20 protein-coding genes are annotated in these 22,207 nt (G+C 69.0%); 12 read left to right on the top strand and 8 right to left on the bottom strand.

Annotation, left to right across the window (positions count from 1 at the left end; genetic code table 11):
- Positions 1 to 64: 64 nt before the first annotated feature.
- From sigJ (IW248_RS11040) to IW248_RS11025, 4 genes are all read left to right on the top strand, one after another.
- The gene (sigJ, locus tag IW248_RS11040) at positions 65 to 1,036 is read left to right on the top strand and encodes an RNA polymerase sigma factor SigJ (protein WP_196926884.1); all 972 of its coding nucleotides are present in this window, start codon (positions 65 to 67) and stop codon (positions 1,034 to 1,036) included.
- A gap of 148 nt (positions 1,037 to 1,184) precedes the next feature.
- Positions 1,185 to 3,245 carry an MMPL family transporter gene (locus IW248_RS11035; protein WP_307787906.1) on the top strand — a complete coding sequence of 687 codons (2,061 nt, stop codon included), beginning with the start codon at positions 1,185 to 1,187 and terminating at the stop codon, positions 3,243 to 3,245.
- A 157-nt stretch (positions 3,246 to 3,402) separates the two neighbouring features.
- Positions 3,403 to 3,948 (top strand): pyridoxamine 5'-phosphate oxidase family protein, encoded by a 546-nt coding sequence (locus IW248_RS11030; RefSeq protein ID WP_196926883.1) that lies wholly within the window; start codon positions 3,403 to 3,405, stop codon positions 3,946 to 3,948.
- A 26-nt stretch (positions 3,949 to 3,974) separates the two neighbouring features.
- Positions 3,975 to 6,464, top strand: coding sequence for an excinuclease ABC subunit UvrA (locus IW248_RS11025; protein ID WP_196926882.1), 2,490 nt, complete (start codon positions 3,975 to 3,977; stop codon positions 6,462 to 6,464).
- Between the two features lie 88 nt (positions 6,465 to 6,552).
- Here the strand turns inward: IW248_RS11025 and IW248_RS11020 are convergent, their stop codons facing one another.
- The 4 genes from IW248_RS11020 to IW248_RS11005 form a co-directional block, all read right to left on the bottom strand.
- Entirely contained in the window at positions 6,553 to 6,906 is a 354-nt protein-coding gene (locus IW248_RS11020) for a DoxX family protein (RefSeq protein ID WP_196926881.1), read from the bottom strand.
- A gap of 155 nt (positions 6,907 to 7,061) precedes the next feature.
- Positions 7,062 to 8,768, bottom strand: coding sequence for an FAD-dependent monooxygenase (locus IW248_RS11015; RefSeq protein ID WP_196926880.1), 1,707 nt, complete (start codon positions 8,766 to 8,768; stop codon positions 7,062 to 7,064).
- Positions 8,761 to 9,300 (bottom strand): TetR/AcrR family transcriptional regulator, encoded by a 540-nt coding sequence (locus tag IW248_RS11010; protein ID WP_196926879.1) that lies wholly within the window; start codon positions 9,298 to 9,300, stop codon positions 8,761 to 8,763. Before IW248_RS11010 ends, IW248_RS11015 begins: the two co-directional genes overlap by 8 nt.
- On the bottom strand, positions 9,287 to 10,204 hold the full coding sequence (locus tag IW248_RS11005) for a sigma-70 family RNA polymerase sigma factor (protein ID WP_196926878.1): 918 nt from the start codon (positions 10,202 to 10,204) through the stop codon (positions 9,287 to 9,289). Before IW248_RS11005 ends, IW248_RS11010 begins: the two co-directional genes overlap by 14 nt.
- 120 nt (positions 10,205 to 10,324) lie before the next feature.
- On the opposite strand from IW248_RS11005, the gene IW248_RS11000 reads away from it, so the two are divergent.
- Complete coding sequence (locus tag IW248_RS11000) at positions 10,325 to 10,693, top strand: DoxX family protein (protein WP_196926877.1); 369 nt, start codon at positions 10,325 to 10,327, stop codon at positions 10,691 to 10,693.
- A gap of 118 nt (positions 10,694 to 10,811) precedes the next feature.
- Here IW248_RS11000 and sigJ (IW248_RS10995) read toward each other — a convergent pair whose 3' ends face one another.
- On the bottom strand, positions 10,812 to 11,780 hold the full coding sequence (gene sigJ / locus IW248_RS10995) for an RNA polymerase sigma factor SigJ (RefSeq protein ID WP_307787905.1): 969 nt from the start codon (positions 11,778 to 11,780) through the stop codon (positions 10,812 to 10,814).
- A gap of 189 nt (positions 11,781 to 11,969) precedes the next feature.
- Here sigJ (IW248_RS10995) and IW248_RS10990 point away from each other — a divergent pair, with 189 nt between their 5' ends.
- Positions 11,970 to 12,611, top strand: coding sequence for a DoxX family protein (locus IW248_RS10990; protein WP_196926876.1), 642 nt, complete (start codon positions 11,970 to 11,972; stop codon positions 12,609 to 12,611).
- A gap of 145 nt (positions 12,612 to 12,756) precedes the next feature.
- On the top strand, positions 12,757 to 15,246 hold the full coding sequence (locus tag IW248_RS10985; RefSeq protein ID WP_196926875.1) for an ATP-binding protein: 2,490 nt from the start codon (positions 12,757 to 12,759) through the stop codon (positions 15,244 to 15,246).
- Between the two features lie 57 nt (positions 15,247 to 15,303).
- On the opposite strand, the gene IW248_RS10980 is transcribed toward IW248_RS10985, so the two are convergent.
- Both IW248_RS10980 and IW248_RS10975 read right to left on the bottom strand, forming a co-directional pair.
- Positions 15,304 to 16,818 carry a cellulose binding domain-containing protein gene (locus IW248_RS10980; protein WP_196926874.1) on the bottom strand — a complete coding sequence of 505 codons (1,515 nt, stop codon included), beginning with the start codon at positions 16,816 to 16,818 and terminating at the stop codon, positions 15,304 to 15,306.
- Positions 16,819 to 16,927: 109 nt separating this feature from the next.
- Complete coding sequence (locus IW248_RS10975; RefSeq protein WP_196926873.1) at positions 16,928 to 17,515, bottom strand: TetR/AcrR family transcriptional regulator; 588 nt, start codon at positions 17,513 to 17,515, stop codon at positions 16,928 to 16,930.
- A 56-nt stretch (positions 17,516 to 17,571) separates the two neighbouring features.
- On the opposite strand from IW248_RS10975, the gene IW248_RS10970 reads away from it, so the two are divergent.
- From IW248_RS10970 to IW248_RS10960, 3 genes are all read left to right on the top strand, one after another.
- Positions 17,572 to 18,537 carry an alpha/beta fold hydrolase gene (locus IW248_RS10970; RefSeq protein WP_231396269.1) on the top strand — a complete coding sequence of 322 codons (966 nt, stop codon included), beginning with the start codon at positions 17,572 to 17,574 and terminating at the stop codon, positions 18,535 to 18,537.
- 46 nt (positions 18,538 to 18,583) lie between these two features.
- Positions 18,584 to 19,336, top strand: coding sequence for an MBL fold metallo-hydrolase (locus IW248_RS10965; RefSeq protein WP_196926872.1), 753 nt, complete (start codon positions 18,584 to 18,586; stop codon positions 19,334 to 19,336).
- Between the two features lie 144 nt (positions 19,337 to 19,480).
- Positions 19,481 to 19,921 (top strand): VOC family protein, encoded by a 441-nt coding sequence (locus tag IW248_RS10960; RefSeq protein ID WP_196926871.1) that lies wholly within the window; start codon positions 19,481 to 19,483, stop codon positions 19,919 to 19,921.
- 120 nt (positions 19,922 to 20,041) lie between these two features.
- On the opposite strand, the gene IW248_RS10955 is transcribed toward IW248_RS10960, so the two are convergent.
- Entirely contained in the window at positions 20,042 to 20,959 is a 918-nt protein-coding gene (locus IW248_RS10955; RefSeq protein WP_196926870.1) for an NAD-dependent epimerase/dehydratase family protein, read from the bottom strand.
- 95 nt (positions 20,960 to 21,054) lie between these two features.
- Between IW248_RS10955 and IW248_RS10950 the strand changes: the two genes are divergently transcribed.
- Positions 21,055 to 21,483 carry a VOC family protein gene (locus IW248_RS10950; protein ID WP_196926869.1) on the top strand — a complete coding sequence of 143 codons (429 nt, stop codon included), beginning with the start codon at positions 21,055 to 21,057 and terminating at the stop codon, positions 21,481 to 21,483.
- A gap of 119 nt (positions 21,484 to 21,602) precedes the next feature.
- Positions 21,603 to 22,187, top strand: a complete 585-nt coding sequence (locus IW248_RS10945; protein ID WP_231396268.1) for a hypothetical protein — start codon at positions 21,603 to 21,605, stop codon at positions 22,185 to 22,187.
- Positions 22,188 to 22,207: the final 20 nt, after the last annotated feature.

The raw sequence follows: 22,207 nt of genomic DNA, 5'->3' as shown, positions 1-22,207 counted from the left end.
ACGCCACAAGGTCGTTGTCATCGGCGGTGGTCATGCCGCAACGCACGCGGTCAACCATCTGCGCATGGGTGCCGGCGTGGACATCACTCTTTCAACGCCCGGCCAGACCTCGTCGAACGAGTACGGGTGGTCCCGTCCCGTGACCACTGACGAGCATGCCGAGCGGTTCGTCCTGTTGCGGCCGCTGCTGTTCACGATCGTGTACGAAATTCTCGGCTCGGCCACCGAATCCGACGACGTGCTGCAGGACAGCTATCTGCGGTGGTCCCAGGTGGATCTGGCGACGGTGCGAGACACCAGGTCGTACCTGGCGCGGCTGGTGACCCGGCAGGCGCTCAACGCCTTGCGGGCGAGCGCGCGTCGTCGGGAGGACTACGTCGGCCCGTGGCTGCCCGAACCGCTGCTGCTCGATGAGAACGACCCGTCCGCCGATGTGGTCCTCGCCGAGTCGGTGTCGATGGCGATGCTCGTACTGCTCGAAACCCTCACCCCCGATGAGCGTGCGGTTTTCGTACTGCGCGAGGTGTTCGGTTTCGACTACGACGAAATCGCCGCGGCGGTGGGCAAGTCCGTGCCGACGGTGCACCAGGTGGCGCATCGTGCCCGCGAGCATGTGCAGGCGCGACGCAGGCGATTCCAACCCCTCGACGCCAGGAAGGCCGCGCAGATCACTGAGCAGTTCATGACCGCGACGGCCACCGGTGACATGGCAGGGCTGCTCACCCTGCTCGCTCCACACATCGTCTGGACCGCAGACAGCGGCGGCAAGGCCACCGCGGCGCGCCATCCGGTGGTCGGTGCGCAGAACGTGGCCGATCTCCTCATGCGCCTCTTCCGCACAAGCCGACAGATGGCGGCCTTGCATATCCGGATGGCCAACTGCAACAGCGCGCCGGCGGTGGTCGCCCACATCGGCGACCGTCCTCAGGGCGTCCTCCTGATCGAGGCCATCGACGGGATGATCACCAACTTCTACGTCATCCGCAACCCGGACAAGCTCGTGGCGATGACGGTCCCGCGTCAGATCAGCAGGTAACGCTCTCACGTCGGGCGGCAGCCGGTGCGCGGAGATCCATGCCGCCATCCATTCCGAAAAGCTCTCCCACGTCGATCGAACACTAAGGAAATTCATGCTGCGAAAAGTAATGACCTTGCCCAGTGGCAGGATTGCGAAGTGGGCAATCGTGGCCGTCTGGGCCGCCCTGATGGTGCCGGCCTTCCTGCTGGCGGGCAACCTGGGCGATGTTGAGAAGAACGACAACTCTGCCTGGCTGCCCAGCAACGCGGAGGCGACCAGGGTCCTCGACCAGGCAAAGAAGTTCCAGCCCGCCGAGACCCTGCCCGCGATTGTGATCTACGACCGGCCCGAGGGCGTCACCTCTGCGGACATGGCCAAGGCCCAAGCCGACGCCGAAGCCTTCCAGGGCATCGAGAAGGTCGTGGGGCAGCCACAGGGGCCGTCGATGTCCCAGGATGGCAAGGCCATCCTGACCGTGGTCCAGGTCGACGACGGTAATGAGGGCTGGGACGGGGCCCACACGGTGGTCGGAGAAATGACCACGGTAGGTCGACAGAGCGCCAACGGTCTCGGGTTCCACGTCACCGGACCGGCCGGCTACGCATCCGACTCCATAACGGCCTTCAGTGGAGGCGGGGCCCTGGGGATGATCACGGCTTTGGTGGTGGTCGTCATCCTGCTGCTCACCTACCGCAGTCCGCTGCTACCACTGCTGCCGCTCCTGACCGCAGGCGGCGCCCTGGTCACGGCAGAAGCGGTGATCTACCTGCTGGCAAAGAACGCCGGACTCGTCGTCAACACGCAGACCAGCCTCATCCTGACCGTACTGGTGTTCGGCGCCGCCACCGACTACGCGCTGCTTCTCATCTCGCGGTACCGGGAGGAGTTGCGGCGACACGAGGACCGGCACGAGGCGATGGCTGAGGCCCTGTACCGCTCCAGCCCCGCGATCGTCGCCAGCGCAGCGACGGTCGCTGTCAGTCTGCTGGTGCTGGTGCTTGCCACCCTCAACTCCACGCAAGGTCTCGGCCCGGCCTGCGCCATCGGCATACTCATCGCGCTGCTCGCTATGGTCACCCTGATGCCGGCCCTCCTGGTCATCTGTGGCCGTTGGATCTTCTGGCCAGCCAAGCCGTCGTACGGTTCGGTCGGGACGACTAAGAACGGCATCTGGACGCGGATCGGCACCGCCATCTCCAGCCGGCCGCGAATGGTGTGGGTCGGCACCGCACTCGTCCTCGGCGTGATGGCGATCGGCGTGACGGGGCTCAAGGCCGACGGGATTCCGGGCAAGGGCCAGTTCACCAACGAGGCGCAGGCGGTCGTGGGCGAGGAGATCCAGTCCAGGCACTTCCCTGCCGGATCGGGTGACCCCATCTACGTCGTGGCCAAGGCCGCCTCGGCGGAGCAGGTCAGGAGTGCGCTCTCAGGCATCCCGGGGATCGCCGACGTCGCGGCGCCAACGATCAGGGATGGACAGGTGTTCGTGCTCGGGACGCTCAACGACCCTCCCGGCAGCGAGGCCGCGATGCGTACCGTCGAGCGGGCCAGAACCGCGATTCACCAGATCGAGGGCGCGGATGCCCGGCTCGGCGGCAGTACGGCGATCGCACTCGATACACAACAGGCGGCGGCCCGCGACGCCAAGGTGATCATTCCCGTCGTACTGATCGTGGTCTTTCTCATCCTCGTGCTGCTGCTCCGGGCCATCGTCGCACCTCTGCTGCTCATGGCAACTGTGGTGCTGTCGTTCGGAGCGGCCCTCGGCGTAAGCGCGTTGATGTTCAACCATGTGTTCGACTTCGCCGGGGCGGACGCGAACTTCCCACTCCTGGTGTTCGTGTTCCTGGTCGCCCTCGGGATCGACTACAACATCTTCCTGGTTACCCGGGTGCGGGAAGAGGCACAGCTGCGGGGCACCCGATACGGCGCGCTGACCGGACTGTCCGCCACCGGCGGTGTGATCACCTCGGCGGGTCTGGTGCTGGCCGGTACCTTCGCGGCGCTGGGATCGCTGCCGTTGGTCTTCGCGGCGCAGCTGGGGTTCGCGGTGGCGTTCGGCGTGCTGCTGGACACCATGATCGTCCGCTCGGTCCTGGTCACCGCGCTGACTCTGGACGTGGGTCGATGGATGTGGTGGCCCAGCAAGCTGTCCAAGCGCCGCGAGCCCCTGCCGGCGGCGGGCGGATCCAACCCCGAACCCGCTCTCGCGGGCGCGGGCGGGTGACATCCGTCCGGCACCGGCGTTCCGCTGGCATCCGCAAGGTGGATGAGGATATGTGACACAAGGTGTCAGGGTTCGGATTGAGGATGGGGTTCATCGGGCCGGCGTCGACGGTCCGCGTGGTCCGACACCATGGACGGACAGACAGATGAGGAACTCCGTGCGCGAAACTCCAGAAGAGCTCGATGAACTTCAGGCCCTCCTTGACGACTCCCTCTCCCGCTCCGCTGCGCACCTCCGCTCGATCATCAACACCGAGCGCACCCTGACCGCGCAGCAGCTCACCCAGGTCCTCACCGGCATGTGCACTCTCGCCCTGTCCACCGTGACGGCGAAAGGCGAGCCCCGGATCAGCGGTGTGGATGGGCACTTCCTGCACGGGAAGTGGCACTTCGGCACGGCGCGCGACGCTGCCAAGGCTCGCCACCTCGCGGCGCGGTCCGCCGTCAGCGCCGCACACATGCGCGGTGAGGACCTGGGCGTGTTCACGCACGGCAGGGTGGAGACCCTCAACCCTCGGGACAGTGAACCGGCCGCGGCCTGGCCGGAACTGTTGGGGTACCTCAAGGATTTCTACGGCGATGACTTCTTCGACTGGGACAACGACGTCGTCTACTACCGGCTGCATCCGCACTGGATGACCGTCTTCGCCCCCGACACCGCGAAGCTCACTGCGGCGCGTAGCGAGAGGGTGAACAAAGGTTGACTGCCTTCGCACGGGACCTCGCGAGTATGGGACGCGAGACGATCGACGTGGTGGGGGCTCGGACCAACAATCTGCGGGACGTGTCCGTGAGTATCCCCAAGGGGCGGCTCGTCGCCTTCACCGGCGTGAGTGGCAGCGGCAAGACTTCGCTGGCCATCGACACCCTGCACAACGAAGCCCAACTGCGGTACCTGGAGGGACTGTCGCCGTTCGTACGACAATATATTACCCAGCGTAATCGGCCGAAGGTCGATCGAATCCTGGGCCTCGGCGCGACGCTCGCGGTCGACCAGCGCCGTCTGAACCGCAATCCCCGCTCCACGGTTGCGACGATCACCGGCATCGACGGGCACCTGGGGCTGCTGTACTCGCGCCTTCCGGGGATCGGCACAGACTCGGCGGCGGCGGTCGAGGACGGGTATCTGACGACCGCTCACTTCGACCGCAATACTCCGGAAGGGAGTTGTGCGGACTGCCACGGTGTGGGTGGGCGCTGGCAGGCCGCGGAGGACCTGATCATCACCAACCCGGAGCTTCCGCTCTTCGAGGGGGCCTCGCCCTGGTACGCGAAATGGCGCTCGGGGGAACACGCGTTCGTACCGGCGCTTGCCGAGAAGCGGGGCGTGGACCTCGGCCGGTCGTGGCAGTCGCTGCCCGAGGAGTTCCGTCACTGCGTGCTCCACGGCACGGGTGTCGAGAACATCGAGGCGACCGTGGAAATGACGAACAAGAATGAGACGGCCCTGGTGACCTACACGTCGAGCCAGCCGCTGCGGGGCGCGCTCGCTGAGGTGGAGCGGGTGTTCGTGAACGCCCAGACGTCCAGCGCCAAGCAGCGCTACCTGCCGTACATGCGCAAGCAGCCCTGCGGCACCTGCGACGGCAGCGGGTACGACCAGGTGGCGCGGTCGGTGCGGTTCGGCGGGCTGACGTACCCCGGCCTGCTCGAGGTGGAAGTACGGGAGGTGCGCCGCTGGGCGAAGCGCATGGCGGACGAGCTGGGCGCCCGGCAGCGGGAGGTGGGTGAGCCGCTGCTGCAGGACCTCGGTCGCAGGCTCGGAATCCTCGACCGGCTCGGCCTGGCCCATCTCCAGCTGTCCCGGAGCGCGGCGTCGCTGTCCGCGGGTGAGTTGCAGCGGACCCGGCTCGCCGCGCAGCTCAGCACCGAGTTGAGTGGCATCATCTTCGTCCTGGACGAGCCCGGGACCGGGCTGCATCCGGCGGACAAGGCGCACCTGCTCGACATCGCCCTGGACCTGCGTGGGGCTGGCAACACGGTGCTCCTCGTCGAGCACGACCCCGAGCTGATCGCCCGAGCCGACTGGGTGATCGACATGGGCCCCGGCGCGGGCCGTCTCGGCGGTGAGGTCCTCGTGTCGGGGCCTCCCGCCGACGTGGCCGCCCACCCGACGTCGCTGACTGGGCGCTATCTGGCCGGTAGGGGGCCGCGGCTGCACCGGACCCGCCGCCCGGCCGGGGACGACACCGGCTGGGTGAAGCTGCACGGTCTGCGTGCGCACAACGTGACTGCGGACCTGGTGAGTTTCCCGGCCAATCGGCTCACCTGCCTGACCGGGGTGAGCGGCAGCGGCAAGAGCAGCTTGCTCGGTGCGCTCGGGTCGGGTGTGGAGGCCGTTCTGAACGGGACGGTGACGGACACGGTGCGGGAGGTCACCGGCGTCGGGGAGTTCAGTTGGGTCGCCGTCGTCGATCAGGAACCGCTTGGGCGGACGCCGCGGTCCAACCCGGCGACTTACAGCAAGGCGTTCGACATCATCCGCAAGCTGTTCGCCGAGACCGACATCGCACGTGGGCGCGGGGTCAACGCCTCCTGGTTCAGCTTCAACGCCGCGGGCGGCGGTCGCTGCGAGAGCTGCACCGGTTATGGTCGCAAGCTGGTCGACATGCACTTTCTGCCGGATGTGTGGGTGGTCTGTGACGCGTGCGAGGGCCGGCGCTACCAGCCGGAGGCCTTGGACATCAGGTACAACGGGTTGGTCATCGACGAGGTGCTCGACCTGACTGTCGCCGAGGCCGTGCAGCGGTTCTCCGAGCCCCGGCAGCTCGCCGAGACCTTGGGGGCACTGGACCGGGTCGGGCTTGGCTACCTTCAACTCGGGCAGAGCGCCACAGAGTTGTCCGGCGGCGAGGCGCAGCGGCTGAAGCTGGCCTCCGCGATCCAGCGCGGCGCGGCGAGCCGCAAGGCCGGTCTCGTCATTCTCGACGAGCCGGTCTCTGGCTTGCACCCGTCCGACATCCAGCGAGTGGTGGACGCACTCGATGTGTTGCTGGACTCGGGCAACACCGTCGTCATGGCCGAACATGACATCCCCGCCGCCGCGTCGGCGGACTGGGTGATCGACCTCGGGCCGGGAGCCGGTCCGAGCGGGGGCGCGGTGGTCGCGGAGGGCACCCCGGACGACGTCGCGACGGCGGACACTCCGACCGCAGGCTTCTTCCGGCGGTACGCGGCGGGCCTTCCGCTCCTGGCGGCGCGGGACGGTGCACGCTGCTGAGGGGTCGGAACGCGCATTACGTCATGGCTGCGCTGTCTCCCGCCTCTCTCCGCGCGATGACCCAACCCCCGCGCCGTCGTGTGTTCGATCACGCGAACTGGACGGTGAAGGCCAGCGTCGCCGAGCAGATGACCAACATCGCCGTCGCGTTCAGGAACAGATTGCGGCCGAAATCGCGGGCGCGGACATGCGCCGAGACCGCCACCACGAAGTAGCAGACCAGCGCCGCACACACGAGCACCGCCAACGGCGGAACCCAGATCCCGACGATGAGCCCAGCCGCTGCGGCAGCCTTGAGCGGAGGGAGAAACTTCCAGAAGTATTCGGGGAACCGGACGTCGATCAAACATTGCCGAATGAAGGCGACCGGCCTTACGCATAACACCGCGTCGCAGAGCTGGATCACTGCCAACAAGGCCAGCGGCCACCAGGGTTGCACCATCTCGAAGGACTCCTCAGGTAAATGGGTCGCAATCAACCACACCGGACGTGAATGGGAGCCTCACCAGTTCGGACAACGGTGATCCGCCATCGTCTGCGACCCGTTCCCGACTCCTGCTGCCGTGCCAGTCAGCCACCCTGCCTCAGCGGAAAGGCTCAGCCCTCCTCCGTGTCGTGGCCTTCTCCGGTGCCCGCCTGTCGTCGGGTAGCGGCAGCGGGTGGGGGGTGCGCGCCCGCGCCGAGGACGTGCTTGGCCACCGCGTCGGCGCGGGGGGTGTGCGCGCGCCAGTGCAGGTAGCCGTCCGGGCGAATGAGCAACGCTGTACCGGGCTTTGCTCGGTAGGCCCGGCGAAACGTCCCGTCGCGGTCGATGACCACCCGGCCGGAGAACGACGTCGATCGCGCGGGCGTGATCAAGCAGGTGTGCACCTCGTCGGGAAGAGCATCACAGTCGAGGCGGCCGGCGGAGGCGTCGCCGACGAGGAGCAGCGTCCATTGTGGCCCGCGGAGCAGGTCGAACAGCCGCAGCGGCTGCCCGGTGGCGGTATCGACGAGGTGGGCATCGGGGGCCCGATCGCCGGGTCGGACGCGGCCGCCGGACAACTCGTCGTCTGCCAGGGGCCCGTCGTGGTAGCCGATGTCGATCTGGGACACACGAGCGGTGAGCCTGCGGTTGATCGAGGGTCGGCTGAGTAGCGGCAGGAGCAGTCGTTGCACGGCGAACCGGACGAGTGGGTTGCGGTTGGTGACCACGTCGAGGATGTTGGTGCTTTGCGCCAACGCACGACGGGCGACGGGAAGGCGTTCGGCCGGGTAGGTGTCGAGCAGGGTGTCGTCGTGGCCGTTGAGGCAGGCGGCAAGCTTCCATCCCAGGTTGTAGGCATCTTGGATGCCGGTGTTCATTCCCTGCCCTCCAGTGGGCGGGTGCACGTGCGCGGCGTCGCCGGCAAGCAGGACTCGGCCGCGGCGGTAGTCCTCGACCATGCGAACGTTGACCCGGAAGTTCGACAACCAGGTCGCGTCGGACAGGCGGACCTGCGGGTGGCCGGTGCGTTCGTCCCAAAGCCGCTGGAGGGCCTCCAGGGTGGGCTCGAGGTCGTCGCCGGCGGTGATGCTCGCGCCGATCTGCCACTGCCCGGTCTCGGGCAGGCCAGCCAGGCCGAGGAACGATCCGTCCGTGCCGAGCCATGCGTGTGAGCGAACGGCTCCGTCGACTTCGGGGTGCCAGCCGGGAACTGTGACATCACCGAGCAGGTAGCGCTGCGTCTCGTCGGACGAGCCGGCGAACTCCAGGTCGAGTGTGCGGCGCACGATGCTGTGCGCGCCGTCGCAGCCGACGAGGTAGCGGGCGGTCAGATCCTCCCGGCCGCCGTCCGGTGTGGTGACGACGGCGCGCACCGCGTCGTTACCAGCGGAGAAGGACTCGAGGCGGGTGTTGAACCGAATCGCGGAACCGAGTTCGTGCAGCCGTCGTGCGAGCAGCGTGGTGGTGCGCCACTGGGGAATCATCACGATGTTGGGGTACGGCAGATCCGCGCGCGGCTCGGCGAGACCGGCGGGTATCCGCGCAAGGCGCCGGCCATCGCGGTACAGGGTGATGTCCTGGCGCGACTGGCCGTGTCCCAGAACCGCGTCGACAACACCGAGATCGTCAAGCACCTCCAGGCTTCGAGGTTGCAGGCCCTTGCCTCGGGACTGACGAGGCAGTGCGGGCGCGGCCTCGATCAGCACGGCGCGAACTCCACGGCGGGTCAGATCGACCGCGAGGGTGAGCCCGGTCGGGCCGGCCCCGACGATCAACACATCGACGGCGGGCACGGCGTCCGTCCGCAGGTGGGGACGCCCGAACGGGACCTCAGACATGGGGAATCAGGTCTGGCAGCAGGTCGAACACCGCACGTCGACTGGCGGCGTCGAGCGGCGGGCGGGTGGCGTTCGCTCCGATCAGGAGAAGATGCGGCAGCAGGGCGGCGGCGCGCGCCCGGGTCGGGTCGGGCACAGCGCGGTTCCAGAGGGTCTCGAGGAAAGTGAGCCGTGCGCTGTCGACGCGTTCGACCACGCCACGCGCACCGTCGTTCCCGATCGCCCACGCCCGCAGGGCCCGATCCAGCTCGGCGTCGAACAGCTCGTCGAGCCGCGAGGGAAGGGCCCGCAGGGCGTCGACCGGATCGACGGTCGCGAGCTCGTCTGACAGCCCGTCGAGCAGAGTGACCTGTCCATGCTCGATATGACTCAACAACGCCGCGTGGTAGTCGGCGACCCCCGTGAAGTGGTGATGGAACGACCCCTTCGTCAGGCCGAGGCGGGCAGCCAGACGGTCGATCCGCACACCCGCCGGCCCCTCGTCGGCCAGTACCACGACGCCCTCGTCGAGCCAGAGTTCACGTGTTCCCATCAATCGACCGTACCATACGGTATGGTATGCAGCCTTGAGTGAACTGAGAATCACGCACCGAGGCAGCCGGGAGGGACACGATCCCGCGCTCGTAGGGCGTGATGTCGATGCTCCTGACGAGGCCGTCGTGGACGCCGATCCGGATCAACGCGAACGGGTGCCCACCAGGGGCGATCACCGCTCCCGGGCGACCCTCAACGAGGACCGGGGCGGCGGCGGCGATGCGGTCCACGAACGACCTGGTCTCCTTCGCGACCGCCCAGGCGCCCCGGACGACAGGCGCGGTGCCGTCCGCGAGGAATCCGAGGTCGGCCGTACGGACGACGTCAGGCGCCAGGAGCGTGACGAGCCGCGCGATATCGCCGCCACGCGCCGCGGCGAGGAACGCATCGATGATCTCCATCTGGTGGGCGGACCCCGGCAGGTCGGCCGCACGAGCGTCCCTGAGCCGGATCCGCGCTCGACTCGCGAGCTTCTTCGCCGCGGCCACCGTCGTGTCGAGCACGGGCCCGATCTCGTCGAACGGCACGGCGAAGAGGTCATGCAGCACGTAGGCCACCCGCTGCGGGGGAGACAGTTCGTCGAGCACGACCAGCAGCGCCCGGGAGACGTCCTCACGACGGACGAACGCCTCGTCGGCCGCCAGTTGCACGCCGGGGATGTCGTCGGCCGTGAACGGGACCTCGCGCCGGCGATGGCGGGCGCGAAGCTGGTCGAGGCACACGCGTGCCGTCACCGTGGTCAGCCAGCCCTCGGGGTTGACCAGTTGCGCCGGGTCGGCCGACCGCGCCCGCAACCAGGCGGCCTGCACCGCGTCCTCGGCATCGTTGTGCGAGCCGACGATGCGATAGGCCAACGACATCAGTCGGGCCCTCGAAGCCTCGAAGTGTTCGACGAGTTCCACGTCTGGTCACCTTTCATACGTGCCGGGCGTCAGAAGGGGCGAGAGACCACAACCTGATGAACCCGTCCACGTGGAGGCACCTATGAGCTTACCGATTGCTCGATCGCGCCAGCGCGCGTCATGATCGCCGTACTGGAGGGCGTCCTGGTCGTCGCGACCATCCTTTGCGCCCTCGCCAACGCCATCGAGGTGACCGCCAAGGCGATCAGGGCGGACTTCGTGATGCGCAACTGCACCGAGGTCGGGCTGTCCGCGCGATGGATCCCCTACCTCGCGGTGGTCGAGGGGGCCGGCGTCGCCGGTCTGTTGCTCGGCCTTTTCGGCGTACGTCCCCTCGGATTGGCCGCAGCCGTCGGCCTCGTCCTGTTCTTCGTCGGCGCGATCCTGGCTCACACCCGCGCGCGGGTGTTCCACAACATCGCGTTTCCCGCGGTCTTCCTCGTCCTCGCCGTCGCCGCTGTGGGGCATTTCGCGTCGACGACCGCCTGATCAATCGCCGCTCGGCCTTTGCGGTGCGGGGCTGAGGGTCCGCGTGCCGGGCTCGCCGATCCGTGCCGCTGGAGGGGAAACGGCTGTACGCCCCTGCACGTGCCCGAAGGGGCGGAGTTCACGCCGATCCTGCGCGACCGCTACCTCCCGGCCGACGAGCCGTCCACGGCCGGAGCTTGTCGGGGTGGCGTACCGCCCAGATGCGCTTGATCCGGTCGCCTACGACCTCGAACGCGTACACCGAGACGGTGACGCCGTCCTGCTGGGCGATCAGGCCAGGTTGGCCGTTGACCGTGCGCTCCAGGATCGTCAGGACGCGAAGCCTGCCCTCGAGATGGACCAGGGAACGCACGATCTCCTCGGCGCCTTCGATCGGGCGAAGCAGGGCGCCGACGACGCCACCGCCGTCGGCGATCGCCGTCGCGTCGGGGTCGAGAAGGCCGATGAGGGCGTCGATGTCCTTGGCTTCCCAGGCCTGCTTGAAGCGCCTGACGATGTCGGCGCGCCGGACTGTCGAGGTCGTGGGGGCCTGCGCCGTGCGAACGCGTCGGCGGGCCGAGGAGGCGAGCTGGCGGCATGCCGCCGGGGTACGGCCGACGATGTCGCCGACTTCCGCGAAGGAGTAGCGGAAGACATCGTGCAGGATGAACGCGACGCGCTCGGCCGGGGTCATCGATTCGAGCACGACGAGGAAGGCCATGTTGATCGATTCGTCGAGGGTGACTCGGTCGGCCGGGTCGATGGTGGCGACGTCCGTCCGTCCGGTGATCCACTCCGTAGGTTCGGGTAGCGGCTCGGGGATCCATTCGCCCACGTAGGTCTCTCGCCTGGCTCGTGCCGAGGAGAGCACGTTGAGGCAGATGCGGCTGGCGACCTTTGTCAACCAGGCGCCGGGGGCCTTGATGGCTTCCTGCTGTTCTCGGGGCATGGCGTACCAGCGAGCGTAGGTCTCTTGGACTGAATCCTCGGCGTCGGCCAGGGAGCCGAGGAGTCGGTAGGCAAGATTGATCAGCTGACGCCGTTCGTTCATGACCGCGGTCAGGCTCGGATCGGGTCGAGCATGTCCTGGCTCGGATCGGGTGGTCACGATGTCGCCGGCTCCTTCTGGTCGCGTCTGCCCTCAGTTGGTTCGACAAGACAGCACAGCGAACTGTGAGGTTCGCGCATCGCCTCACATTCCGAGGGGCTCTGTTGTCGTACTACTGAGACGAACACATCCAGCGAGCAGGCGAGAAGTTCTTTGCACGTATGAGATCGATGTGACGAGAAGGATGAGATGCAGACTCACCTGGCCAAAGCTCTCCAGCATTCCGCCGACGGGAAGTCGGCCACCATCACACGAAGCGGCTGGACCTGGAGCCGGATCCGCTCCGTCGCCTTCTGGGTCACCACGTTCGTCATCGTTTTCGAGTTGACTGCCGGATCGGTGTGGAACCTTCTGACGATCGAATGGATCGAGGTCCAGTTACACCACCTGGGATACCCGCACTTCTTCGCCTACGTCCTTGGCGCGTGGCAGGCGGGTGCGGCCGTCGCGATCATCGCGCCCGGGCTCCCGCTGCTCAAGGAATGGGCTTACGTGGGTGCCTTCTTCCTGTGGTCGGGTGCGGTGGTGTCGCACCTGTCAGTCGGTGACGGTCTTCAATCGTGGGGGGTGCCGCTGATGTTCGGTGCGTGCGCTGTCGCGTCCTGGGTGTTGAGGCCAGCCGACCGTCGGCTCCCGCAGACGCGGCTCCGTCGCGACCGCTCTGCCGGCGCTGGGCAGGATGGCGCCACCTCGCCGGACATCCGTCCTCGCGCCTGGGTTGTTCCAATCGGGCTCCTCGTTGTGCTGTATGCCGTCTCGTTCCTCACGCTGCCCGTGATGGAAGACGTCATGCGCGAGCAGGCAGTCGAGCTCGGCTGGATCAACGAGTAGGACCGGGTCGACCGCGTCACGCTGACTCATCGAGGATTCGCCATGGCGATACTCACACTCGGTGCACAGTGGCCGGTAATCCGTCACGCATATGCGAGCATCGACGCACGCTACGTAAGTGCGGCCGTTGGGTGGTTGGGGGAACATGCCCAAGAGTCAGGTGCAGCGTGACCAGTTCGGAGGGCTCCTCAGGACCCTCCGCTTGGAGCGGCGGCTGACCCAGGAGGAGCTTGCCGAAGCGGCCGGTTCCAGTGTCCGCGGCATCCGGGAGATGGAGCGCGGCCGGGTGCGTAGCCCGCAACGACGGACGGTGGTGCTGCTCGCCGACGCCCTGCGGCTGGCCGGGGCGGACCGCGACCGTTTCGTCGCCCTGGCCCGGGTCGAGCGGCAGCCGCACGACCGAGGGGCGGTGCCGGACGACCGAGCGGCGGTGCCGGACGATCGCGTCGCGGTGCCGGGCGACCGCGCGGAGGTGCCGGACGATCGAGTGCCGGTGCCGCACGACCGCCCGGCGGTGGTCGTACCCGGGGAACTGCCCACCGCCGTTCCGGACCTGGCCGGCCGGGCGGAGATCCTGGAACGGCTCTCGGCGCTGGCCGCCGACGTCACAGCAGGGCGGCCGGACACGGCCTCGGTGGTGGTGCTGCACGGGCCGCCGGGGATCGGCAAGACCAGCCTCGCCGTCGTCGCCGGACATCGACTCAGCCCGGCCTTCGCCGGCGGGCAGCTCTTCGTCGACCTGCAGGGCGTCTCGCCGGACGGGCCGGTCGACCCGGCCGAGGCGCTGGCCGGATTGCTGCGGTCGCTCGGGGTGCCGGACAACCGGGTGCCGGTGTCGCTGGCCGAGCGGGGCGGTCTGTTCCGGACCCTCACCCGGGACCGGCCGCTGTTGGTGGTCCTGGACAACGCCGCAAGCGAGGCACAGGTACGCCCACTGCTGCCGGCCGGGCGGGGATGCCTCGCGCTGGTCACCTGCCGGCGTCCACTGACGGGCCTTGCCGGTGCGGTCCGCCTGCCGCTCGACCTGCTCACCCCGGCAGCCGGTCGACTGCTGCTCGCGGCGATCGTCGGTGCCGACCGGATCGCCGCCGAGCCGGTCGCGGCCGACCAACTCGTCAAACTCTGCGGCCGGCTGCCGCTGGCCGTCCGGATCGCCGGCAACCGCCTCGCCAGCCGACCGCAATGGTCGGTCGGTTGGTTGGTGGACCTGCTCCACGACCAGCGTCAGCGGCTGACCGCGTTGACCGCTGGAGACCTGGGCGTCCGATCCGCGTTCGAGGTTTCCTACCGGCAGTTGGACCCGATGACCGCGCGAGTGTTCCGGCGGGCCTCGCTGATTCCCGGCACCGACTTCGAACCCGCGCTGGTCGCCGCCGTGGCCGGCACCGCCGAGGAGACCGCGGCGGCGGCCCTGGAGGAGTTGGTCGAGGCCGGTGTCCTCCTGACCCTGGGAGACCGGTACCAGTTCCACGACCTGGTCCGGCTCTACGCCCAGGAACGCCTCGACGCCGAGGAACAACAGGACTGCCGGACGAGGGCGCACGATCAGATGGTCGGTTGGCTGCTGCGGCGTACCCGGCAGGCCGGCTTGATGTTCGAACCGGTCGCCTGTCGGGTCGATTCCCCGTTCGACGACGATCGGGCGGCGGCGCACTGGTTGGATCGGGAGTCGGGCAACTGGCTGGCGGCGCTGCGCGACGCGGCGCGGCGCGGTCGGCACGCCGACGTGGTCGCGGTCACCAGGGCTCTGCACTGGTACTCGGACGCCAACAGTCACCGGCACTCCTGGGACGAGATCTTCTCGCTGGGAGTGGCCGCGGCCCGGGCCGCCGGTAGCCCTCGCGACGAGGCCGTCCTGCTGAACTTCCTGGGCTGGGCCCGGTACTTCTGCCGGGACCGCAACACCGACGGGCTGGCTGCCCTGGATCGGGCGCTGGAGTTGGCCCGGCTGATCGGGGACCGCCGGGAGGAGGCGTGGGCGCTGACCTACACCGCCGCGATCTTCATTCGGATCGGCAGCGGTGTGCTGGCCGTCGACCATTGCCGGCGGGCCGTCGGTCTGTTCCGCGAGATCGGGTACGCCCTCGGCGAGAACGGCGCGGCGAGCGTGCAGGGCGGGGCGCTGGCCGCGCTCGGCCGGTTCGCCGAAGCGGCCGACCTGCACCGCGACGTGCTGGCGTTCTACGGCCACGGCAGCGGTCTCAGCCGTACCGGCGCGGTGGTGGCCAGGGCCGGGGCGATGATGAGTCTCGGGGCGGACCTGGCCGGGATGGGCCAGTGGCGGGCCGCCGCCGACGAGTACGCCCACGCCCGGCGGCTGTTCCACAGGTGCGGCGCGACGTTCAGCGAGGCCAACGCCATCCACCGGTACGGGCTCGCGCTCCAGGCGTTGGGTGAGGTCGACGCGGCGGCCGAGGCGCTGGGGGCGGCGCTGGCCCTGTATGCCGCGCTGTCCTGCCCGTGGTGGGAGGCGCAGACCCTGTACGCGCTCGCGGCGCTGGCCGGCTCGGCTGCGGGCGGGGCCGCCGACGCCCGCCAGCTGCGCGAGCGGGCGCTCGACCGGTGCGGCGAACTGGACGCACCGGAGGTGCGGACCCTGCGCGCCACCCTGCGACGGGAACTGGCCGAGTTCTGACCGACACGCACCGGGCCCCGCCGGCGATGCGGCGGGGCCCGGTGTCGGTGGACGGGGTCAGTTACAGGTGGTGCCGTTGAGGGTGAACGGGGCCGGGGTGGCGGGGGAGCCGTTCGCGGTGAAACCGAAGTTGACGGCGCCGCCGGTCGGGATGCTGGCGTTGTGGTTCTCGTTGGTGACAGTCACCGCCGCGCCGGTCTGCTGGAAGATGCCGTTCCAGTGGCCCTGGACGAGTTGTCCACCCGGGAAGGCAAAGCCCAGCAACCAGCCGTTGGTGGCCGTGCCGTCGTTGTAGACGGTGACGCTGGCGCTGTAGCCGGTGCCCCACGAGTTGGTGACGACGAAGGACACCCGGCAGGTGCTGACGATCGGCGTCGCCGGCACGATGTTGCCGTAGTCGTCGCGGGCGGTGGCGAAGTCCTGGAACCCGAAGCCCCGACCGGCCGACCGGGTGGTGGTGCCGGCGGCGAGCACGGTGCCGTTGGCGTTGACCGAGTAGACCGGGCCGCCACTGTCGCCGCCCCGTGCGGACTCCTGGCCGTCGAGCTGGGTGGCCTCGACGAGGTCCTCGATGTCGTCGTAGTGGAAGTCGACCCGCAGGTTGCAGACCGGACCGCCGATCGCACCTGCGGAGGTGTACCCGGACTGGCACAGCAGCTGGCCGGGGAAGACCTCGGTCCAGCCCACCACCTGGGTGCGGACCTCGTCATGTTGACCGCCGACGTAGAGGTGACCGCCGGGCGTCGACGTCGAAATGATCATCGTGTCGTGGTTGTCGTTGCTGTCGACCGCGTAGCCGACCAGGGTGCCGGTGCCGGTGGTGGTGTTCCAGCCGACGTGCCAGGGCGATCCGATGGCTCCGCAGTGTTCGGCGGTGAGGAGGTAACCGGCGTTGGTGTCCGCGTTGCGTACGCCGAACCCCGCGGTACACCCGGGCGTGGTGAACCCGATGCCCGCCCCGCCGTCGAACGGCGCGGAGTCGTTGGCCCGTGACCGTTCGACCATCCGGTCGCGTTCGACCACGCTGGTACGGACGCCGGTGGCCGGTAGCTTCGGCAGCTTGGCGCCCGGGGTGTGGTCAACGGCGATCTCGATGCCGGTGCCATCTGTGCGCAGCCTGACCGCGTGGCTGGCGTCCGCCGGGTCGGCTTCCACCACCGGGGTGAGTCTGGCGGCCGCCTTGCGCAGTTCGGCGCGGGAGTAGGTGGCGTTGGCCACCTCGACCGGCGCGGCGCGGCGGGCGGCGGTGACGGCTGCGGCGATGTCGGTGGGCGGCGCACCCTTCCACCACAGGGTGACGTGGTCGTCGACCAGGCCGATGCCGGCATAGCCGCGTGCCGGCGCGCGTTCCACAGCGGTGCGGATGACATTGGCCGCGTCGACAAGTGGGGCCTGGGCGACCATCTGGTCCAGGATCTGTGCCGGGATGATGTCGAGGAGGGACTCGGCGCCCCCGGCGGCCCCCGATTGGCCGGACTCCGCGTACGCGGAGGTGGGACCGGTGAGCGCCGTCGCGCCGATCAGTGCCCCGACGACCACCGTACGGGTGATCGCTTTCCGTATTGATGTCATGCCGCTGAGTCAAGCAACGTCCGCTGCCGGGAGACAGGCAGGACGCCCGGCAGGAGTCAACATGCCGGCGATCCTGCCGGCAGTCGTCCATGGGGGCCGATCGGACTGCTCAAGGTAGTGGGTGTGGTCTTCCGGGGATGCGGGCGGCGGCTGCGGCGACGGTTGCCAGGTCTTCGCTGGAGAAGCCGGCGCGGCTCAGCACCGCCAGGGATTTGTTCGTTGCCAGCGTGCACAGCGCCAGCTCTGCCGCCTCCCGTTCATCGGCCCCCGCCGCCAGCAACGCCTGGTGCAGCATCGCCCGCAAACCGTCGATCATGGATCGGACCATTGCCTGGCCCTGCGCGTCGAGGGCCGGGAACTGTGTTGCCGACACCGTGAGCAGGCAGCCATCCGGGACCGTCGGGTCGGCGATGCGGTTCAGGGTGACCTGCAGGTAGGCGGCCACAACGGCGCTCGGGCTCGGGTGGGGGCCGGACAGTGCCTGGTCGTACAGCGGGTGGTAGGTCTGCGCGTACCGTCGGAGGCTTTCGCGGAAGAGGGTGCTCTTGTCGCCGAAGGTGCCGTAGAGCGAGCTCCGGCCCAGGCCCGTGCCCTCGGTCAGGCGGTCGATCGAGGCCTCCGAATAGCCCCAGCGCCAGAAGACGTGCATCGCGCGTCGTAGCGCCTCGTCCACGTCGAATTGCTTACGGCCCGCCATGGTTCGCAGCCTACACATCTTGCACCGATCGTTCCAACATGTGTACGGTCACCGGCATGACAAGTTGCACCGATCGCTCCATGATGAGTACGGCCGACGGTACGACAGGCTTGAGTTCGCTGCGGCTGCCCGACGGATTCACCGACGTCTTCACCAGCCGGCTCGTGGAAGTGAACGGACTGCGGCTGCACGCGGTCACCGGCGGGGACGGCCCGCCGCTGCTGCTGGTCGGCGGGTGGCCACAGACCTGGTACGCCTGGCGGGAAGTGATGCCCGCGCTCGCCCGCGAACACACAGTCGTCGCCGTCGACTCGCGCGGGGCCGGACTTTCCGACAAGCCCGACGACGGTTACGACGCCGGCACCCTGGCCGCCGATCTGGTCGCTCTGATGGCCGCGCTCGGGCACGACCGATTCGACGTGGTCGGCCACGACATCGGCATGTGGACCGGATACGCCCTCGCTGCCGATCACCCCGAGTGGGTGGGCCGGCTCGCCGTCGTCGACGCCATCATCCCCGGTCTCACGCCGACCCCGTCGTTCTTCAGCCCGGACGCGGTCAACCAGCGGCTCTGGCACTTTGGCTTCAACCGGCTCACCGACCTCAACGAGGAGCTGGTCCGGGGGCGGGAGAGGCTCTTCTTCGGCTACCAGTTCGCCAAGAAGGCAGCCACTCCGGACGCGATCCCCGCGTACGCCATCGACGTGTACGTCGACGCGATCGTCGCGGACCCTCGCGGGCTGCCGGCGAGCTTCGCGTACTACCGGGCGCTGGACGAGACGATCGCGCAGAACGAGCAGCGCAGGAAGACCAGCCTGGCGTTGCCGGTGCTCGCCGTCGGCGGCGCGCGCTACAGCGGCGCGGCGCCGGCCGAGACGATGCGGCTGGCGGCCGACGACGTCACCGGGGTGATCATCGACGACTGCGGCCATTACGTGGCCGAGGAGCAACCGGCGCGGTTCACCGAGATCCTGGAGGACTTCCTCGGTGGCAAACCGGTGGCACACGTGTCGAACGGCTGACACATTCGTGGCGGAGGCAGGCCCGGCCAGGTGAGACGCTGTATCGATGCGACAGGTCACCGTGCTCGGCAGTTCCGGTGCCTTTCCCGAGCCAGGCCGTGCCTGCAGCGGCTTCGCGGTGGACTGGGACGGCTACCGTTTGGTGCTTGACCTGGGCTACGCCACGCTGCCGCGGTTGCTCGGGCACTGGCCGGATGGCGCGGTGGACGCTGTCGTCATCACCCATGAACACCCGGATCACTGCATCGACCTGCACGGTCTGTTCAGGATGCGGTTCTACGGTCAGCCCGGGGGACCACGGCTGCCATTGTTCTGCCCGCCTGGTGTGCTCGACCGGCTCGGCGGCCTGGAGCCCGATGTCGACCTGCATGCGGTATTCGACGTGCACCCACTACCCGGCAGCTACCGGGTCGGGCCGTTCGATCTCACCGGGCTGTCCCTGCCGCACTTCGTGCCCAACGCCGGCATCCGGATTCAGGCCGACGGGATTGCCCTGGCCTACTCGGGGGACACGGGGCCGACTTCCGCGTTGGCCGAACTGGGTCGTGGCGCGGATCTGTTCATCGTCGAGGCGACGGACTACGACGGTGAGACCAGCCGTCCCACCCGAAACCTCCTGACCTCCACCGAGGCCGGTCTGTGGGCTCGCCGTGCGGGTGCCCGCCGTCTGATGCTCACCCACTTCTGGCCGGGCAACGACCGGGCGGCCGCGGTGGCCGCCGCGCGGGTGGAGTTCGGCGATGCCGTGCTGGCGGCTGAGGAAGGGCTCACCCTGATCCTCGGGACGCCGGACAGCTAAACGCCCCTCGTTTGAGGCTCGCCGACGGCTTTCGGGCCCTCCACGCGAAAAGGCAGTGCGCCCTGGATGTCGAGAACGGCCGGGTGGCTCCGTCCTCGGGGAGGATGCGGTCACTGTGACCGCACCAGAGCAGGGAGATCCAGCATGGCGATCCAGCGGTTGGACAACGTCCTCATCGTTGTCGAGGACCTTGACGCGGTCATCGCGTTCTTCGTCGAACTCGGCATGGAGTTGGAGGGGCGAGGCCCGGTCGAGGGGCGGTGGGTGGAGCGTGTCATCGGGCTCGACGACGTCCGGCAGGAGGTCGCGATGCTGCGGACCCCGGACGGCCACGGCAAGGTTGAGCTGGCGATGTTTCACCGGCCGGCGGCGATCAGCGCGGCACCGAAGAACGCGCCGACGAACACGCTGGGCATTCGGCGCATCATGTTCGCCGTCGACGACATCGAGGACGTGATCGCCCGGCTGCGCGGCAACGGCGCCGAACTCGTCGGTGAGTTGGCGCAGTACGAGGACATCTACCGGCTCTGCTACGTCCGCGGCCCCGAGGGCATCGTCGTCGGCCTGGCCGAACAGCTCCGCTGAGGACCGCCACCAGGTCCCTGCCCCAGGCCCGGCGTCGATCATGGAGTTGTGGTGGGTGACAAAAGTGACCCCCTACCACCTTTCAGGCACCACAACTCCATGATCGACGTCAAAGGGGGGTCAGGCGGTGCCGGTCGGGAAGGTCTCGCGGAGGGCCGGGTCCAGCGGGCGGCCGCTCGTCGGCTCGATGAACAGGTCGGCGAGCAGCAGGTCGGCGAGGTAGCTGGGGTTCACACCCGACTCCTTGCGGCCGAGGGCCTGCACCGCGCCGCCGAGTCGCAGCGCGGTCCGCGCCGCGCCGGCCGGTAGGCGGCTGACCCGGCGGGGCCGGCCGACCGCCGCGGCGATGCGCGCGATCATGTCGTGCCAGGTGAGGTTCTCGTCGGCGACCGGGATGTCCGCGCCGCTGGCCTGCTCCAGGGCGTCGACCGCGACCTCGGCCACGCTGCGGGCCGAGGCTGCGGCGCTGCCGCCGGTCGGGGCGACCAGAGGGGTACGCGAGCGGGCCCACCGGTCCAGCGGACCGGACCAGTTGGGCAGCCGGTCACCGGCCCGACCGAAGACGAAGGGCAGTTCGAGTACGGCGACCGGCAGGCCCTCGCCGGCGGCCGCCCGCCCCTCCCGGGCCTGCTCCAGCCGGCACCGGATGTACGTGTGCCGTTCGGCGAGGCGCCACTGCGGGTGGAGCCGGTCGAAGTAGGTGTAGTAGGAGCCCATCAGGACGCCCCGGGTGAGACCTTCGAGGCGGGCGGCGGTGAACAGGCGTACCACCGGGTCGACGTTGTCGCGGCGGAACTCGGGATAGATCGGCTTGGGCAGCGGCCGCTGCTCCTCGGTGCGGGTGGCGTACACGACGCCGTCGTGACCGGCGAGCAGCGGCCGCAGCTCGTCGATCGAGGCGGACCCGACATCGAGCAGGTGGTCGACGCCCAGTTGGGCGGTACGCGCCACAGTGGTCACGGCGTGACCACGCCCCCGAAGCACGTCCACGACGTGAGCGCCGATCAGACCGCTGCCACCCACCACAAGAATTCGCACGATGCATCGTCCACTCTGGAGCAGGCTGTTTGTCAAGCGCCGCCGCTGCGGCGGCGGTGCGGTTCGACCAGAATGGCACCCGGAGGTGATCGAGCGTGGTTGACCAGGAGAGCGTGCCCAAGCTGTGTTCGGTGGTGCTCGACTGCACCGATGCGAGGGCGCTGGCGGAGTTCTATCGACAGCTACTGGGCCTCGTCTACCGGCCCGGTGACGAACCGCCGGAGGCCGGCCAGGCCGACGAACGCGGCCGTGACTGGCTGGTGCTGCGGTCACCCGGCGGCGGACCCCAGGTCGCGTTTCAGCAGGTGGAGCATCTGCCGCAGGCGACGTGGCCGACGAACACCGTGCCCCAGCAGCTGCACCTGGACCTGACCGTGGAGTCCGTCGAGGAGTTGCTGGTCCAGCATGAGCGCGTGCTGCGCCTCGGCGGCCGGTTGTTGTACGACCGCATCGACGACCCGGACGAGCCTCTTCGCGTGTACGCCGACCTGGCCGGGCATCCCTTCTGCGTCCTCGTCGGCTGAGCGGGTTGCCGCGACCTCGCCGGAGCGCAGGTTGACAACGGGCGAGGATGGCGTCCGCAACCCCGACATTCGCATAGGTTCGAGGTACGCAACACCATCGCTGTGAAACGGGGTTGAGCATGCCGGAGTCGCGCGCCTTCTGGTTGGACGAGCAGTTCGACCGCGAACACGGTGTCGACGGGCGCGGCCGGTACGAGGCCGAGGTGTTTCGGCGGATCGACGAGTTCGCCGACACCTGGGATGACTTCGCGCCGGTGGCGTTCGCGGTGACGGCCTGGCGGCTGGCTACCGAACTGTCGCCGGGCTTCGTCCGCTGGCACCGGCGGATCATCACGGCGACCTGCGCGCGCAGCCCGTGGGACGGCAGCCTGGTCTGCGCGGTGACAGTGGCCTCCCGCTGGCCGGCCGAGCTGACCTGGACCAAGCAGTGGCAGCGCGACCGTGGTTGGCAGGACTGGCCGCAGCTGTTCGGCCAGTTCACCACACCCACCGAGCAGGACCAGACGCGTCGCCCGCATCTGCGCGCGTTGCTTCAGGTGGAGGCGCCGGTCCCGCTCGGCGATCTGCCGCCGTCGCCCGGCGGTCCGGACGACGACGTCGCCGCCGCGGCGCGCCGGGCCGTGGTGGTGCTGGCCCGGGAGCTCAACGACCTCCTCGCGCCGATGATCGGGCAGCTCGACGCCGGAGTGCCGGCGGACTCCTGAGCTGCCCGCCGGCCGGTAGG

It is taken from the genome of Micromonospora ureilytica (assembly GCF_015751765.1).
Taxonomy (GTDB): Bacteria; Actinomycetota; Actinomycetes; order Mycobacteriales; family Micromonosporaceae; genus Micromonospora; species Micromonospora ureilytica.
This window is presented reverse-complemented; position numbering and strand designations above follow the sequence as displayed.

What these genes read in the sequence shown, in the direction of transcription:
- IW248_RS11025 (WP_196926882.1), top strand. Translation starts at nt 3,975, where the DNA reads ATGGGACGCGAGACGATCGACGTGGTGGGGGCTCGGACCAACAATCTG.
- IW248_RS11020 (WP_196926881.1), bottom strand. Translation starts at nt 6,906, where the DNA reads ATGGTGCAACCCTGGTGGCCGCTGGCCTTGTTGGCAGTGATCCAGCTC.
- IW248_RS10975 (WP_196926873.1), bottom strand. Translation starts at nt 17,515, where the DNA reads ATGGCGGGCCGTAAGCAATTCGACGTGGACGAGGCGCTACGACGCGCG.
- IW248_RS11010 (WP_196926879.1), bottom strand. Translation starts at nt 9,300, where the DNA reads ATGGGAACACGTGAACTCTGGCTCGACGAGGGCGTCGTGGTACTGGCC.
- IW248_RS10980 (WP_196926874.1), bottom strand. Translation starts at nt 16,818, where the DNA reads ATGACATCAATACGGAAAGCGATCACCCGTACGGTGGTCGTCGGGGCA.
- sigJ (WP_196926884.1), top strand. Translation starts at nt 65, where the DNA reads ATGGGTGCCGGCGTGGACATCACTCTTTCAACGCCCGGCCAGACCTCG.
- IW248_RS10945 (WP_231396268.1), top strand. Translation starts at nt 21,603, where the DNA reads ATGCCGGAGTCGCGCGCCTTCTGGTTGGACGAGCAGTTCGACCGCGAA.
- IW248_RS10960 (WP_196926871.1), top strand. Translation starts at nt 19,481, where the DNA reads ATGGCGATCCAGCGGTTGGACAACGTCCTCATCGTTGTCGAGGACCTT.
- IW248_RS11015 (WP_196926880.1), bottom strand. Translation starts at nt 8,768, where the DNA reads ATGTCTGAGGTCCCGTTCGGGCGTCCCCACCTGCGGACGGACGCCGTG.
- IW248_RS10985 (WP_196926875.1), top strand. Translation starts at nt 12,757, where the DNA reads ATGCCCAAGAGTCAGGTGCAGCGTGACCAGTTCGGAGGGCTCCTCAGG.
- IW248_RS10970 (WP_231396269.1), top strand. Translation starts at nt 17,572, where the DNA reads ATGACAAGTTGCACCGATCGCTCCATGATGAGTACGGCCGACGGTACG.
- IW248_RS10965 (WP_196926872.1), top strand. Translation starts at nt 18,584, where the DNA reads ATGCGACAGGTCACCGTGCTCGGCAGTTCCGGTGCCTTTCCCGAGCCA.
- IW248_RS10990 (WP_196926876.1), top strand. Translation starts at nt 11,970, where the DNA reads ATGCAGACTCACCTGGCCAAAGCTCTCCAGCATTCCGCCGACGGGAAG.
- IW248_RS11000 (WP_196926877.1), top strand. Translation starts at nt 10,325, where the DNA reads ATGATCGCCGTACTGGAGGGCGTCCTGGTCGTCGCGACCATCCTTTGC.